Source organism: Streptomyces sp. NPDC056480 (genome assembly GCF_042795405.1).
Taxonomy (GTDB): Bacteria; Actinomycetota; Actinomycetes; order Streptomycetales; family Streptomycetaceae; genus Streptomyces.
In genome coordinates this window covers 54,376-70,081 of sequence record NZ_JBHTSA010000029.1, presented here as the reverse complement: position 1 = coordinate 70,081, position 15,706 = coordinate 54,376, and the positions used below count along the sequence as shown (strand labels likewise).

General features: G+C 73.3%; 3 protein-coding genes. 1 reads left to right on the top strand and 2 read right to left on the bottom strand.

What is annotated here, in order from left to right:
* Positions 1–106: 106 nt before the first annotated feature.
* Positions 107–1,036, top strand: coding sequence for an SCO0930 family lipoprotein (locus tag ACFQ79_RS15780; RefSeq protein WP_383583434.1), 930 nt, complete (start codon positions 107–109; stop codon positions 1,034–1,036).
* Positions 1,037–1,137: 101 nt separating this feature from the next.
* On the opposite strand, the gene ACFQ79_RS15775 is transcribed toward ACFQ79_RS15780, so the two are convergent.
* Positions 1,138–1,800, bottom strand: coding sequence for a hypothetical protein (locus tag ACFQ79_RS15775; RefSeq protein ID WP_383583432.1), 663 nt, complete (start codon positions 1,798–1,800; stop codon positions 1,138–1,140).
* A 117-nt stretch (positions 1,801–1,917) separates the two neighbouring features.
* Complete coding sequence (locus ACFQ79_RS15770; RefSeq protein ID WP_383583482.1) at positions 1,918–15,348, bottom strand: amino acid adenylation domain-containing protein; 13,431 nt, start codon at positions 15,346–15,348, stop codon at positions 1,918–1,920.
* Between the last annotated feature and the right edge of the window lie 358 nt (positions 15,349–15,706).

Below are 15,706 nucleotides of genomic sequence, written 5' to 3'. Positions count from 1 at the left end.
GAGAGGCCCCGAAAAGAATTTCCGGATCCGTTGAACCGGCCCCGTACGGCCCGCGTGTTTCCGGTGCCGACAGAGACCAACGAAGTACCGGATAAGAGGAGTTCTCATGATGAACCTGCGCAAGCTCACCATCGCCGCAGCCGGGACCGCACTCGTGCTCGGGGCGACGGCCTGCGGAACGCAGGGCACCACGAACGGCTCCCCGCAGCAGGCCCCGGCGCAGACGGCCGCCCCCGCCGCCGACGGCAACAGCGGCGCCGACGCGTACGGCAACGGCGCGGACTCCGGCAGCGGAGCCGCCGCCGGGACCGCTTCCGGCCCGCTGGCGGTCCGCGACGACGCCGAGCTTGGCCGCCTCGTGACCGACGCGGCGGGCTTCACCCTCTACCGCTTCGACAAGGACACCGCCGACCCCTCCTCGTCCGCCTGCGCCGGCGACTGCGCCAAGGCCTGGCCTCCGGTCCCCGCCTCCGCCACCAAGTCCGGTGGCGTCGACGCCGCCAAGACCGGTTCGGTCAAGCGGGCCGACGGCACCGAGCAGCTGACCATCGCGGGCTGGCCGGTGTACCGCTTCGCCAAGGACACCGCGCCGGGGCAGACGAACGGGCAGGGCGTCGGCGGCACCTGGTTCGCCGTCACCCCGGACGGCAAGAAGGCGGGTGTGAAGGAGGCCGCCGAGCCGCTCCCGGCCCTCTCGCTCGCCGACGACGCGAAGCTCGGCAAGATCATCCGCGATGGCAAGGGCCGCACCCTCTACCGCTTCACCAAGGACACCGCCTGGCCCATGAAGTCCAACTGCGAGGGCGCCTGCCTCGAGAAGTGGCGGCCCGCCAAGCTGGTCGACCTCAACGACGTCGAGGGCATCGACCCGAAGAAGCTCATCACCTACACCCGCTCGGACGGCACGAAGCAGCTCACGATCGACTGCTGGCCCCTCTACTGGTTCACGGGCGACAAGACCCCCGGCGACACGAACGGCCAGGGCGTCGGCGGCACGTGGTTCGCCGTCACGGCGAACGGCAAGCTCGCCAAGTAGTCCCCCGAAACCGGCCGTCCGGCTCACCCGCCCCCGAAACCGGCCGTCCGGCTCACCCGCCCCCGACACCATGGGGGCGGGTGAACCACGTGCCCGGTCGATCAGGTCTTGGCGGCCGGGGAGTCGGGGCCGCAGGAGAGACGGGCGGCCGTCAGAGCCGGTTCCCCCTCCTTCGCCTCCTTCATCGGCGTGGAGCACTTCAGGATGCCTGAGCCGTCGATGACCCAGCTGGTCGCCCGGCCCGTCACCGGCTCGCCGGACCCGCAGGTGTACCGGAAGTCGGCGGTGACCTGCTCCACCCAGGCGTACTGCACGACCGTTCCGACACCGTCGATGGAGGTGCTGCCGCTGTCGAGGTCCGGTGCCGGCCTGCGGACGTCGGAGAACTCGAGGCTCCCACCGTGGTCATCGGCGCTCGCCTCTCCGATGAGAACAGCCAGCGACCGGAGGGCGGCCTTCGCGTCTCCCCGTGCTCCCTTCTCGAAGGTGACCGCGGTACGCGGTGTGTGAAGCGGCATCAGCTTGTGCGTGAGCGTGGCACCCTTCCTGGTGACCTTCTCCTTCTCGGCGACACCGGTCAGGACGTCGCGCTCGTCCACGTTGAACCACGTGTAGTCGCCGTTCCTGCAGACGGTGCCGGCCACCTTCGTGGGTGCGGCCGAGGCATTGGCGGGCGGCCCGTCGCCGTCCGGCGTACAGGCAGCCGTGCCCCCCAGCACCACGGCGACGACGCACGCCGACAGAGCCGTCTCTTTGATCCTCATGTTCTTGTCCCCCTGGAACCACTGGTCAGATGGTGCGGTCGATCCTGCCCGGCAAGCAATCAGCTGATCAAGGGACTTGAGCCACCTCTGAGCTCGGGCTCGCGCGTGCAACGGCCTTCAGCGGCATCCGGGGGTTCCGGGGCCTCCGGGGGCTCCGGGGATTCCTCCGGGAACTCCGGACGGTCGGCGCGGGAAGCCGTCGAGGTCGCCGTCCCCGGCGGCGACGGCGTGTCCCAGGAGGTGCAGCGGCCCCGCGGTGACACCCGCCGACCCCATCCCCCGCCAGTACGCCAGCGCGAGCCGGGCATCCACCAGGCCGTGAACCAGGGGTAGTTCCGGGTCGGCGGCGTGCAACAGCGACTCCAGACGGCAGGAGGCGATGGTGCCGGGGAGCCACGAGCGTGCGGCGTATCCGGCTGCTACGGCGGGCGGCAGCCCCGGAGCCGTACGGCGCTCCACGGATCCGCCGGCGCCGACGGACCCACCCGTGCCGACGGATTCACCCGCTCCTCCCGCACCGACCGAGAGCAGACCGCCGCCGACGATCAGGACGTCGCGCCGCTCCCGCATCCGGGCCAGCGCCTTCGTCGTGTCGAAGCAGTGGGGGAAGGAGTCGTCGACGACGATCGTGCCCGCCCGGAGGCGCGACACGTCGAGCGGCGCGCCGCCGCCGCTGACGGCCGTGACGAGGAGATCGGCCTCGTAGACCGCTGCCGGGAGGGCGGATCGTCCGGACTCGTGGATCTCCACGTTCCGGGCCAGACCGCGGGCGATCAGGCCCTCGGCCAGCGCGCGCAGCCGTGACGTACTGCCGGCGACATCGCAGAGAATCAGTCGGGCGGGCGGCTCGGGCGCGAGGGTCAGGAGCAGTTCGAGCGACGAACTGCCGATGGAGCCCAGGCCGATCACGGCAACGGCGAGATCGGCGAGATCGGCGAGATCGGCGAGATCTGCGGGATCTGCGGGATCGGTGAGATCAGCACCGCGCCTACCGAGGCCACCGGCCTCACTGGGATCACCTGGATTGCCCCGATAGCCCTGATCACCCGGATCACGTCGACCGACGAGCCCGCGGCCCGTCCGGACCAGGGCGGCATGGACGGTCTTGACCACGGAGACCGCGGTCGCCGCGTGCCCGGTCGTCAGCGCCGTCGGTCCCTCCGTCTCCCGCAGAACACCGAAGCCGTACGCGGTCAGGGACGGGATCATCCCCGCGAGCGAGACGGAACGGGCGCCCGACGCCGCCGCCAGCTCGACGGCCCGGGCCGTCCGGGCGGCGAGGTCGGACGTCGACGCGAGCTCGTCCGCGAACAACGGAAGGCACACGAATCCCGAGCGTCCCAGAGGCGTGTCGATCTCCTCCATGAGCCGTGGGCGGCCGTCCGGGAAGAGCAACTCCCGGAGCCGCTCACGCCACGCCGCCGCGTCGGCGGTTGCCCGCGCGCCGAACCCGCCCGGGCCTTCGAGCCCGCCGACCCCTGCCGACGCGGCAAGCTGATCCGGCGGCGGGAGGTACCCGACGAGTGCGGAGTCCAGGACGCCGGGGGACGGCACCGCGACGGAGGGACGAGGCCGCCCCCGCTTCGCCCCGGCCGCACCTTCGGTCATCCCGCTCCGCAAGGCCCCGGTGAACGAGTCGAACGCCCCCTCCTCGGGGAACGCCGTGGTCGCCGCGCGCAGCGTCACCCGCAACCGTCCCTCCCCGACCGGTCGTACCGCCAGGAACGTGTCCGTGCCCACCGGCGGCGGCGCGAGCTCGGCGTCGGCGTCCTCCCACCGCACGCTCAGCGTGTCGCCGCTCATCGGCCCGAGCGCGGAGAAGTCGAGGAAGGTGAAGAAGAACTGGGCAGTCGGCGGGATTCCGCCGTCGCTCCGCGGGGGCTGGACCCCCTGGGCACGGGCCGCCTCGACCTCGGCCGCGACGGCCCGGAGGTCCTCGCCGAACGTGCGGCCGGCCGGACGTTCGGCAGCGGACCTGAGACCCGGCCGGAGAGGTACAGCCGCGGCGTAGGGACCGAACACCAGGTGGGCGTCCTCATGCGCGTCGTCGCGGCCGGACACGGCGAGACCGAGGACCAGATCCGGCTGCCCGGTCGTGGCCGCCAGTGTCCGGTAGTACGCGGTCAGGACCGCGGCGAAGAGCGTCGTACCCGCCTCGGTGGCGATCCGCCGCAGCACGGCGACCTCGTCGGCGGCCAGGGTGAATCCGGCGGAGCGGTACGGAGGCGCCCCGGGGGCCTTGGCGGACGCCCGTTCCCCGGCACGGCCGCCGAGTACGGGGCGCCGGTACGGCACGTCGAGAAGGGCGGCGGCCCGGTGACCAGAGGCGCCACCGGATGCGGCCGTGCGTTCCCGAAGGACGACGTGGTCGCGGAACGTGCCCCGCAACGGCGGGAGTTCGGCGACCTCGCCCCGTACGACACGGTCGTAGACGGCCAGCAGTTCCCGGCCGAGCAGCGCCACGCTGTAACCGTCGCCGATCAGGTGGTGGGCATGGACGACGAGCGCGTGCTCGTCCGGAGCGAGGGTGAGCACCCGCAGGCGAAGAAGCGGCCAGGCCCAGGAGTCGAAGCGCCGTTCGCGCTCCTCGGCGATCCGCGAAGCGAGGAGTTCCGGCGCCGCGAGGGTCTCGAAGGCGACCGGGAGCCGGAGGGTGGGCGGGAGCTCCTGCTGGACGGGCGGGCGCACCCCGGCGGGGAACACGGTCCGCAGCATCGGGTGGCGTACGACGCAGGCGTCGACGGCCTGCTGGAACGCGTCGGGTCGTAGCGGCCCGTCGACCCGCAGACAGGCGAGCCACGCCGTGGGCGAGCCGGGCGCCATGGCCTCCGCGAGCAGGAACCCGCGCTGGGAGGGGGAGAGGGGGAACGGCGAGGGAGACGCGGAAGAGGAGGGCGACGCGGTCGATGTCGAAGTCGGCGACGCGGTCGACGTCGAGGTCGGCGACGAGTTCGGGGCGGGGGAGAAGGGTCCGCCCTGCGCGTGCTCGACGACGCAGGACCTCCCCTGATCGGTCGTCCCGGCGGGCCCCTCGGTCGGCCCGCGGTCGATGGCGGCGGCGAGCGCGGCCAGTGTGCGGTGGGTGTACACGACCGTGGGCCGGGGCAGGGCCGGGATCGTCTCCCGCAGCCGGGCGAACACCTGGAGGATGAGCAGGGAGTCGCCACCGAGGGCGAAGAAGTCGTCCTCGCGACGGATCACGCCCGCGCTCGCGCCGGCACCCGCGCCGGCACTCACGCCCGCGCCTGCGCCCGCACCCGCGCCTGCGCCCGCACCCGCGCCTGCGTCGAGGAGCTCGGACCAGATGCGGGACAGCAGGACCTCGGTCGAGGTCGTGGGGAGCGACCCTGATGCGCCCCCCTCTGGCTTGGGCGTTTCGGTCACCGGGGACTTCAGACCGGCGCGGTCGATCTTCCCGGTCCCCGTCAGGGGAAGTTCATCGACGACGTGGATACGGGTCGGGAGCATGTACTCCGGAAGCGTCCGCGCCAGGTGGGCGCGCAGAGCCATGGAATCCGGAGCCGTGACACCCGGCAGGCACTGTACGAAGGCGCTCAGCCGGTCCTCACGGTGGACCGCGGCGGCGCGGGCGACCGCCGGATGCGTCAGCAGCGCCGACTCGATCTCGCCGAGTTCCACCCGGTGGCCGCGGATCTTCACCTGGTCGTCGAGGCGCCCGAGGAACTCGAGGACGCCGTCCTCGTCGCGCCGGACCCGGTCGCCACTGCGGTACCAGCGTCGCCCGTCGCGTTCGGTGAACGCGACGGCGGTCAGTTCGGGGGCGTGCAGATAGCCGGGCGTGAGTCCCACCCCCGCGATGAGCAGCTCGCCGGGTTCACCGGGTGCGCAGCGCCGCCCACCGTCGGCGGTGACGACGTCGACCTCCGTGCCGGTGAGGGGGGTTCCGATGGGGAGGGTCCGTACGTCGTCGGCGGGGCGGGTCTCGATGATGTGGAAGGTGGCGTTGATGGTGGCTTCGGTGGGCCCGTAGAGGTTGGCGATCCGGTGCCCGGGCCCGAACAGGTCGTACCAGCGGCGTACATGGGCGGGCGGGAGAGCCTCGCCCCCGACGTGGATCCAGCGCAGGGCCGACAGGTCGGGCGTCGGCCCGCCCTCCCGTACCCGCGTCTCCGCGGCTTCGAGCAGCCGGGACCACAGGCTCGGGACCGAACTCCACACCGAGATCCGGGCCTGCTCGACCCGGTCGAGCAGCGCCTCGGGGTCCCGGAGGAGCTGCCGGGGCAGGGTGACGACCGTTGCCCCGACGAGGAGGGGCGCGAGGAGCTGGCGTACGGACGCGTCGAAGCACAGCGACGCCGTCTGGGCCAGCCGGTCGCCCTCGCCGTACCCGAAGGTGGCGAGCGCCCAGTCGAGGTAGTTGGTCATCGAACGGCGGGTGATGGGAACCGCCTTGGGGCGGCCGGTGGAGCCGGAGGTGAAGATGACGTAGGCGAGGGAGTCGGGATCGGGGGCGTGGCACTCGCCCTCCGGAGCGGCGGAGCGCGGATCGGGCACGGGGCCGCCGGCCGTGACCAGCGTGATGTCCGCCGCTGAGGCGAGCGCGGTGGCCGAGTCCTCGGTCGCCGCATGGCAGACGAGCGCCCCGGCGCGGGATCGCTGCAGCTGATCGGCCAGACGTGCGGGGGGATGGGCGGCGTCCAGGGGGACCCAGCCCGCACCGGCGCGCAGGATGCCGACCACACCGGTGACGGCGTCGGCACCGGGCTCGGTCAGCAGGCCCACGAGGTCGCCGGGGGCCACGCCGCAGGAGCGCAGGCGGGCGGCCAGGGCGTCCGACGCCCGATCCAGTTCGGCGTAGGTGAGGGTGGCGCCGTCCGTGTCGACGGCGACCGCGTCCGGCGTCGCGCGGAACTGGACGCCCAGGCGGGCGACGATGTCACCGGCGGAGGGCGCGCTCTCCGCAGGGATCTCGTGGACCTCGGCTGTCGTCTTCCCGAGCTCTTCCGGCTTGTCCGGCGTGCCCGTCCCGGCCCGCGTGCCCGTCCCGCCGAGCGTGCCCGTCCCGTCGAGGCCTGTTGTCCCGTCGATCCGGGGGACAGCGGTGAGTTCGGCCGTCTCGGTGAGTTCGGCCATGTGCTCGGCGGCGAGGCGCGCGATCGTGGACCGGTCGAAGAGCCGTGCCGGGAAGTTCCACGAGAAGGCAAGCTCCCCGTCGGACTCCCAGCACAGCAGGCTGAGCCGGGTGGCGGCGGAGGCCGTTCCCGCCGAGGTCGGACGCACCTCCACAGGGCAGTCGGGGTCGAGGGCGACCGGGAACCGGGCGAAGCTGAAGGACGCGGGCGCGGCGGTACGAGGTCCCGCCCCGTCCGTCGGGAGGAGCCGGGCGAGGTCCAGGCTGGTGAGCCGGCCGTGCCGTTCGCTCTCGGGCCACGCGTTGCGGAGCCGTACCGCGAGCGCCTGCACCGAGTCGTCCGGTCCGACGCGGACGGGAACCGGGAGGGTGTCGGCCAGCGGTCCCACCAGCCGGTCGATGCCGACGAGCCGCGTCTCGCGACGGGCCCTGGCGACGTTCACGGACACGTCCTCCCGCCCGCCGCTCCACCGCGAGAGGCAGCGCGCGTACGCCGCGAGGAGCAGGTGGAAGAGGGATACGCCGTGGGCGGCGGCCGTCTCCCGGAGGGCGGCCGTCAGGTCGGGACCGGGCGTCATCCGGTGCGCGAGGAGCGGGGGTTCGGGGTGGCCCAGCGGATCACCGTCGTACGGGAGCGCGAGCGGTGCACCCTGCCCGCCCAGTACCTCACGCCAGTACGCCCGGTCCTCGGCGAGGGCGGAGTCCGAACGCTCGGACTGCTCGTGGGCGACGTAGGCGGCGAAGTCGGTCATGAGCGGCGGGAGTTCTGGGGCGCGCCCGAGCGACAGGGCGGTGTAGAGGGTCCAGAGTTCCTCACCGAGGACGTTCAGGCTGAAGCCGTCGGCGGCGGCGTGATGGACGACGAGCACGAGACGCGTGAAGCGCCCTGAGGCCCCGCCGTCGGCACCGCTCGCGCCGGCGGAACCGTTCACGCCGGCGGCGCCGTCCCGGCCTTCTGCACGGGCGAGCACGGCGCGGATCGGTGCCTCGACGGTGAGGTCGAACGGCCTGTTGCACAGGGCCTCTTCGAGCTGCGCGATCTCCTCCTCGGCGCTGCGGACTCCGGGCAGCTCTCGAACCTCGTACCAGTCCGGAATCCTTCTGTCGTCGTGCGACGTGGACGGTTCGACGGACTGGATGGGCGACGACGACTCCCCGGGGAGGAACCGGATGCGAAGCATCGCGTGACGGTCGGCGAGCAGGCCGAGTGCCTTGCCGAGCAGGTCGGGGTCGAGGGGGCCGCGGATGTCCTGGGTCACGTAGCCGTAGGCGGGGACGTCCGGGTACAGCCCGCCCTGGGTGTGGAAGGCGAGCTGGACCGGCGTCAGGGAGAAGGGGACGCCGACGTCCGCCGACATCGCCTCCTCGGACTTGCCGGGTTCGCGGGCGGGTTCGCGGGCGGGTTCGTATGCCGGTACATGCGCGGATTCGTGGCCGGGTTCATGGGCGAGTTCGCGGGCGAGTTCGCCCAGCGTCCGGTGCTCGAAGAACAGGGTGATGGGCAGGGAGCGGTCCAGCTCCCGCTCCAGCCGCTTCACGAGATCGACGGCCATGAGCGAGTCGAGCCCGAGGCCGAGGAGGGGTACGTCGTCGCCGAGGGCGTCGGGGGAGACGTGGAGCGCTTCGGAGAGCAACTGCCTCAGGACGTCCGACACATCGCCTGCCGGTGAGGCTGTGGCCTGCTCTGTGCAGGTGTGCGTGTACGGGGAGGGGGGCGAGGTCACGGCGAAGTCGGCCGAGGTACGAGGCGCGGCAGCCTCCTGACCGCCGAGGTCGGCGACCACGAGCTGGGCGGCGTCGATGCCGCAGGCCGTACGCAGGGCCTCCAGGGCCTCGCCGGTCGCCAGCGGTACGGGCCCGCGCGCGGCACGGGATCCGGCGGCCGTACCAGCGCCGGCGCTGCGGGCGGACGGGCTCGTGCCGGCGACGAGTCCTGTCCGGGCGACGAGTCCCGTATCGGCGAACACGGCGAAGTTGACCGCCAGCCACGGCCGACCTGCCGCGCGTTCGGCGGCGGCGAAGGCGTCGAGGTAGGCGTTGGCGGCGGCGTAGTCGCCGATCGCACCCGCCAGGCCCGGCAGCACCGAGGCGACCGAGGAGAACGCCACGCACAGGGAGGGGTGCAAGTCGTGCTTGACGACTCCCCGGGCGAGCAGGTCGGTGCCCCGCGTCTTGGCAGCCAGGACGTCGGCCGTCTCGTCGGGTGTCTTGGCTCGCAGAGAGCCGGGACGTACGACGCCTGCGGCGTGGAACAGCACGTCGAGTCGCGGCAGACCGGCGAGCAGCGTGTCGACGTCGGCCTCGCGGGAGACGTCGGCGGCTCGGTAGTCCACGGTGGCGCCGAGCGAACGGAGTTCGGCGAGCAGCCCGACCGGCGGCTCGGCCGAGCGACCGGTCAGCAGCAGGGTCGGCCGGCCCCGGCCCGCGAGGTCGCGGGCCAACGCGGCACCGACACCGCCGGCCCCACCGGTGATCAGATAGGTCCCGTGGGGCGGCAGGGCCGCAACCTCGGCATCAGTTCCTGTGCCAGGCCCTGCGCCGAGTCCCGTGTCAGGCTCTGTGCCGAGTCCCGTGCCAGGCCCCAAGTCGGACCCCGTGACAGACCCCATGGTGACCGGCTCGGTCGTCCGACCCAGGCGTCGCCCCGCCCGCCAGGCGACGGCGTGCGCCGGGCGAAGGACCGAATCGTCGTCCGGCACGGTGGGCCGGGCGGCGAGCTCGTGGTCGAGCGCGTCGAGCCGTGCGCCCACCGCGTCGAGGGACGAGAGGTCGACGCTGTGGGCGATCAGGCCGGGGAACTCCTCGGGAAGCGCCAGGGTCAGCCCGGTCAGGACCGCCTGGGCAGGGCGTGGCCGCTCGGGTCCCGCACCCGTGACGTGGACGTCCTCGGTGACGACGAGCACGCGCGGGCGGTGGAGCGCGAGCTCCGGCAGGAGGTTCTGAAGCCCGGTCGCCATGGCACGGTGGGCCGCGTCGAGCGCGTCGGCGGAGTCCGGGCACACGGCGGGACCTGCGAGCAGCACGACGACCTCGGGGGCGGGCCCGTCCTCGGTCGCCGACTCCCAGCCGACCAGTGCGTCCCCGGCCGCCCGGCCGACGGCGACACCCCGCGCCTCGAGCCGGTCCGCGAACGCACGGGAGAGCGGGGAATCCGGCCCCGCCAGAAGGACGGAACGCGGACCGGACCCGACGGTCAACGGGGCGTCGTCCCAATCGAGCCGGTGGAGCAAGGACGGGGCCAGGGACAGCGGCGGGGAGAGGGGCAGCGCCGGCGAGAGGGGCAGAGGCAGCGGCACGTGCGGCGGCCTGGGCCGGGGAGCGGAGGCCGGCCAGTAGCGGCGCCGCTGGAAGGGATACGTGGGTATGCCGGAGATCCTGGCCCGGCCGGCGTCCAGCTCGGTGCGGTCCAGCGGCACACCCCGCTCCCAGAGCCGACCGACGGTTTCAAGGAGCCCCCGCGCACCACCTCGATGCCCGGCGGCAAGGGCGACCGCCCCGCCTCCGCGCGGGTGGGCGGCCGCGACGGCACGCACGGATCCACCGAGGGCATCGGCGCCGAGCTCGACGAACGTGTCGTACCCGTCAACGAGCAGCCGCTCCACCGCCGCACCGAAACGCACCGGCTGCCGGGCATGGCCACGCAGATGGGCCGGGTCCAGGACCGGCTGCCAGCGGGCGGTGACCGTACTGATCAGCGGCGTCGAACCCATCGAACCCATCGAACCCGTCAAACCCGTCAAACCCGTCAAAACCATCGAACCCGTCGAACCCGCTGAACCCGCTGAACCCGTCGGCCTCACCGACGGCCGGAGCACGAGAGTCCGCGCGGCTTCGGTGAGCGCGTCCAGGGCCGGATCCATCAGGGGCGAGTGGAAGGCCCTGGACACGCCGAGCCGCCGGCCGACGACGCCCCGAGCGGCCAGCGTGACGATCGCGTGCTCCACAGCGGCCTCGGTACCGGCGAGGACGACCTGCTCGGGACCGTTGACGGCGGCGACGCTCAGCGAGCCCCGCGCCCGGTCCACCAGGTCGGCGACCGACTCCTCGTCGCAGCGCACGGCCGCCATGGCGCCGGGGGCGCACAATTCGGCCATCAGACGGCCACGTTCGGCGGCGAACCGCACGGCGTCGGCGAGCGAGAGCGTCCCCGCGACGCAGGCGGCGGCGATCTCGCCGACGCTGTGCCCGGCCACGGCGTCCGGCGTGATGCCCCAGGCCTTCACCTGACGGGCGAGCGCGACTCCGTACGCGACGAGGAGCGGCTGGGCGATGTCGGTGCGGGCGAGCGTGTCGGGCGACGACGACACGTCGTCGTCGAGGCACCACGCGGCGAGACTGCGTCCACCGATCGCCCCGACGTGACCGGAGGCCTCGTCGAGCGCCTCACGGAAGGCGGGCGCGTCGGCGTACAGGGAGCGGGCCTGGCCGTGCGGCCGTACGCCCTGCCCGGGAAGGAGAAGGACGAGGCGAGCCCGTGACCGTACGGGGGGACCGGCCGGCGTCACGCCGTCGCGTACGGCCTCCAGCCGCGCGGCGAGATCGCCGTCGGTGACGAGGGAGAGACGATCGGGTCCCTCGTCACGGGCTGCGGCGACGGCGGCACAGACGTCCCCCTCGTCGAGTCCGGGGCGGTCACGAAGGTGGGCGGCGAGTCCCGCGGCAGCGGTACGCAGCCCGTCCTGTCCATGAGCCGACAGGGTGAGCAGGTGCGGCCCGCGCGCGGGGATCCGTTCCGGCCGACACGGGGCGGGCGGTTCCTCAAGTACGGCATGGGCGTTGGTCCCGCCGAAGCCGAAGGCGTTGATCCCGGCGATGAGCGGGCCGGGCGCCTCCCAGTCGCGTACGGCATCCACCAGAGCGAACCCGGAACCGGTCAGGTCGGGCGAGGGTGAGAGTGAGGGCGAGGCCGAGCACGAGGGCGCCGTGGAGGCCGGTGCCGCCACCGTCGAGGGCACGGAGGGCGCAGGTGAGGCCGTGGCCCGGAGCGGTGACGGAGGCAGGCGTCGCTGACCCAGCGCGAGGACCACCTTCACCAGGCTCGGCATTCCGGCGGCGTTGAGGAGATGGCCGATGTTCGTCTTGACCGAGCCGAGCAGCCGGAGCCGTCCGTCGGGAAGCGGCGGAAAGGCGTGGGCGAGCGACCGCACTTCGACAGGGTCGCCGATGGGCGTGCCGGTGCCGTGGGCCTCCACGTACGACACACTCTCGGGGGCGATGCCCGCATCGCGGTACGCCTGCGTGATGACCTCGCGCTGGGTCAGGGGATTGGGCGCCATCAGGCTGAGGGAACGGCCGTCGTTGTTCACGGCGGTGCCGCGCAGCACGGCGAGGACGGGATCCCCGGCCTCCTGCGCCTCGTCGAGCCTGGTCAGAACGAGCGCGGCGCCGCCCTCCCCGGGAACGAACCCGTCGGCCGCGGCGCCGAACGCGTGGCAACGTCCGGTCGGGGAAAGAGCTCCCGCCTTCTCCAGGAGCGCGTACCCGGCCGGTGTGAGATGGAGATGGACGCCGCCGACCACGGCGATGTCGCACTCACCGGCCTGAAGACTGCGGCGCGCCAGGTGGAGCGCGACGAGGGCCGAGGAGCAGGCGGTGTCGACCGCGAGCGCGGGCCCGGTCAGGTCGAGGCTGTGCGCGACGCGCGCGGCGAGCATGTTGGGAAGATTCCCGGTGAGGGCGGCGGCGGGCAACTCGTCCTCACCCCAGCTCTGTTCGAGAACGCGCCGGTAGCCGCTGTCACCGGCGGCGACGAACACCCCCACCCGGCGCCCGCGCCGCCGCGGCCCGGCATAGCCGGCCCGCTCCAGGGCCTCGTGGGCGAGCTCCAGCAGGATCCGCGCCTGAGGGTCGGTCGCCCGTGCCTCCTCCTCCCCGATCCCGAAGAACCCGGCGTCGAAACCGTCGGGTTCGTCGAGGAAGGCACCCCACCGCGCCGGTCCGTCCGCCGGAACGGCCCATCGCCCGTCGGGTACGGGGGTGACGGCGTCGTAGCCGTCGAGGAGCCGGTCCCAGAAGGCCTCGGGGGTATCGGCCCCGGGGAAACGGCAGGCGAGAGCGGAGACGGCGACCAACGGCTCGACGGCCTGCGCCGACCCGTGGGGAGCGGCGGGCGATGCGATGCCGCCCCCGCCCGGCGCGTTCGACGTCCCGGACGACCCCTCGTCCTCGGCGGCCGACCCGTGCGACGGGGACTCGCCGGCCCCGTGCCCTGCGGAACCGCCGCCGGCGAGAATCAGCCCGGCGAGGGCCGCCACCGTGGTGTGGTCACGGACGTCGGACGGGCGCAGCGCCCTGCCGAACGCGTCCTCGAGCCCGGCCAGGACCTCCATGGCCTTGAGCGAAGAGCCCCCGAGCGCCCGGAAGTCGTCGTCCGGCCCGATCGAGCTGCCCGGCAGTCCGAGCGCCCGCGCCCAGACACCGCGCACGACGGTCTCGACGTCGGGCCGGGACAGCGGTGCGTCGACGTCCTCGACCGTGGTGTCGACCAGCGCGTCAGGAGGAACGACCGGCCCGGAGCGAACGGGAACGGCGCCGCCGCCGGAGCGCACAACGAGGGGGCCCTGATCGCTCTGGTCGCCCCGGTCAGGTCGGCCGTCGGACGCGTCGCCCCGTACGGCCGACTGGTCATCGACCAACTGCTCCGACGTGTTCCCAGTCCGCTGCCGCGGCAGAGAGCCGGACGGCTGTGGCACCCCAGAAGGATCCGTCACGGCCTGCGCCGCGTCCGCAGGGTTGTCCGTGTCCGACGTGTTCGCCGCGTCCCCGGGGCCCGCCGGAGTCGTCCTCCCCACCACCCCCACGGCGGCGCGCCCCGCGATCTCGGGATACTCCCCGCCTTCGAAGCGCTCGCGCAGCACCCCGCGACGAACCTTGCCACTCGTCGTACGCGGGAAGCCGCGTACGGGCAGCGCCACCACCCGTACGTCGTCGTGGCCCAGGGCCGCGCGGACCCGTCCGCGGACCGCGTGCAGGAGTTCGGTGGTCACGGAGGACAGGGGAGGCGCGGGCGCGACGAAGACGACCACCCGCTCGCCGCCGCCGTCCGAAGGATCGGTCGACCCCACGACCGCGACCGGGCACGGACCGAGCCCCGGCGTGTTCGCCGCGACCTCCTCCAGGTCCGACGCGTGCAGGGTGCGCCCGTCGATGAAGACGACGTCCTTGGACCGGCCGGTCACGCAGAGGCGCCCTTCGCGCAGGAACCCCAGGTCACCCGTGCGCAGCCACTCGCCACGAAACGCTTCCGCCGTCGCCTCCGGGGCCCGGTGATAGCCGCGGGCCACCTGAGGTCCGCCGACCTCGATGTGGCCGACCCGGCGTTCCCCGACGGGGTGACCCGTGTCGTCGGTGATGCGTACGGTGCATCCGTGCACGGGGCTGCCCACGTCCATCAGTTCCACGGCGTCCGGCCCTGGCGCGGTGTCCACGGCGAGGCAGCGTCCGAGTGCGGCCCTGTCCAGGGCGAGCGGCCGGGCGACCTCCCCGGGCGGCGGGAAGGTGACGGCAAGGGTGGACTCCGCGAGGCCGTACACGGGCGCGGGCGCGCACGCCGGGAGCCCCGTGGGCCGCATCCGCCCGGTGAAGGCGCGCCACACGGCCGGCGAGATCGGCTCGGCGCCGACCAGGATCATCCGTACACATGTCAGGTCGAGCCGTGCGAGCGCGTCGGCAGGTACGCGCCGTTCGACGAGCGCCAGGGCGAAGTTGGCGGCCGAGAGAAGCGTCGCGCGGTGCCGGGAGGCCGCCTCCAGCCATCGAAGGGGCCGCTTGGCGAACGTCAGCGGTTCGAGCCGGACTTGCCTGATCCGTGCAGACAACGGCACGAGGTGGGTGCCGATGAGCCCCATGTCGTGGAAGTACGGCATCCAGGTGGCGAGGACATCGCCGGAGTTGATGCCGGCCGCGGCCCGGATCTGCGCCAGATTGGCGAGCACGGCCGCGTGCGTCAGCTCGACCCCCTTCGGCGCCCCTGTGCTGCCGGAGGAGAACTGGAGGAACGCCATGTCGCCGGGCACCCGCTGCGGGAGGTGCGGAGGGGCCGCATGCCGGCGGAGCTCGCCGAGCCCCAGGGACTGAACGGAGCCGGGCAGGGCGTCGAGCAGTGACGCGGTGGATGCGCCGACGACGACCGGAGGCCGGCCGAGGAACTCCCACACGGGCATCACTCGGCGTACGTCCGGGGCGAGCGGTACCGGTACGAGTCCGGCGGCGACGGCGCCCCAGAAGAGCGGCAGGAACTCATCGCTGCGTTCGGTGGGCAGCACCACATGGCTTCCCGGCGCGAGTCCGGCGTCGAGGAATCCTCCGGCGACGCGCAGGGCATCGGCGAACAGCGCGCGATGGCTGACGGTTCTCTCCGCACCGTCCCCGTCGACATGGACGATGCCCTCGCCGGGCGCGGCCCCGGCCGCACCGGCCAAGACGTCCAGCAGCACTGTCTCGCCGTATCCCCGCATCAACGCCCCCGTGTGTCTGCCCGAGGAGGCCTTCCGCAGTCCGTGCGAGAAGGACCGCCCTCGGTCTGCTCTGTTCTGATCCATTGCTGAAGTGGACTGGAGTGGTCTGTTTCAGTCTCTGGTCATCATGACTGATCACAGATCCGGCAAAGCACCGGCCGAGCGCTGGCCGCATTCACGGCAGGCCTCGGCCGATGGCGCGGCGGGTACGGCGGGTGTGGTGGGTACGGCGGGTGCGACGGGTACGGCGGGCGTGACGGATGGGCGGGTGGGCCATCGGAGTGATCAGGCCCGAGGGTCACCGCCGGAGCCACACGTGGCGTGACCTCTTCGAGTACACCGGGGTTGGACGCGGAGG

Coding starts and splice junctions, on each gene's coding strand:
- ACFQ79_RS15775 (WP_383583432.1), bottom strand. CDS start 1,800: ATGAGGATCAAAGAGACGGCTCTGTCGGCGTGCGTCGTCGCCGTGGTG.
- ACFQ79_RS15780 (WP_383583434.1), top strand. CDS start 107: ATGATGAACCTGCGCAAGCTCACCATCGCCGCAGCCGGGACCGCACTC.
- ACFQ79_RS15770 (WP_383583482.1), bottom strand. CDS start 15,348: ATGCGGGGATACGGCGAGACAGTGCTGCTGGACGTCTTGGCCGGTGCG.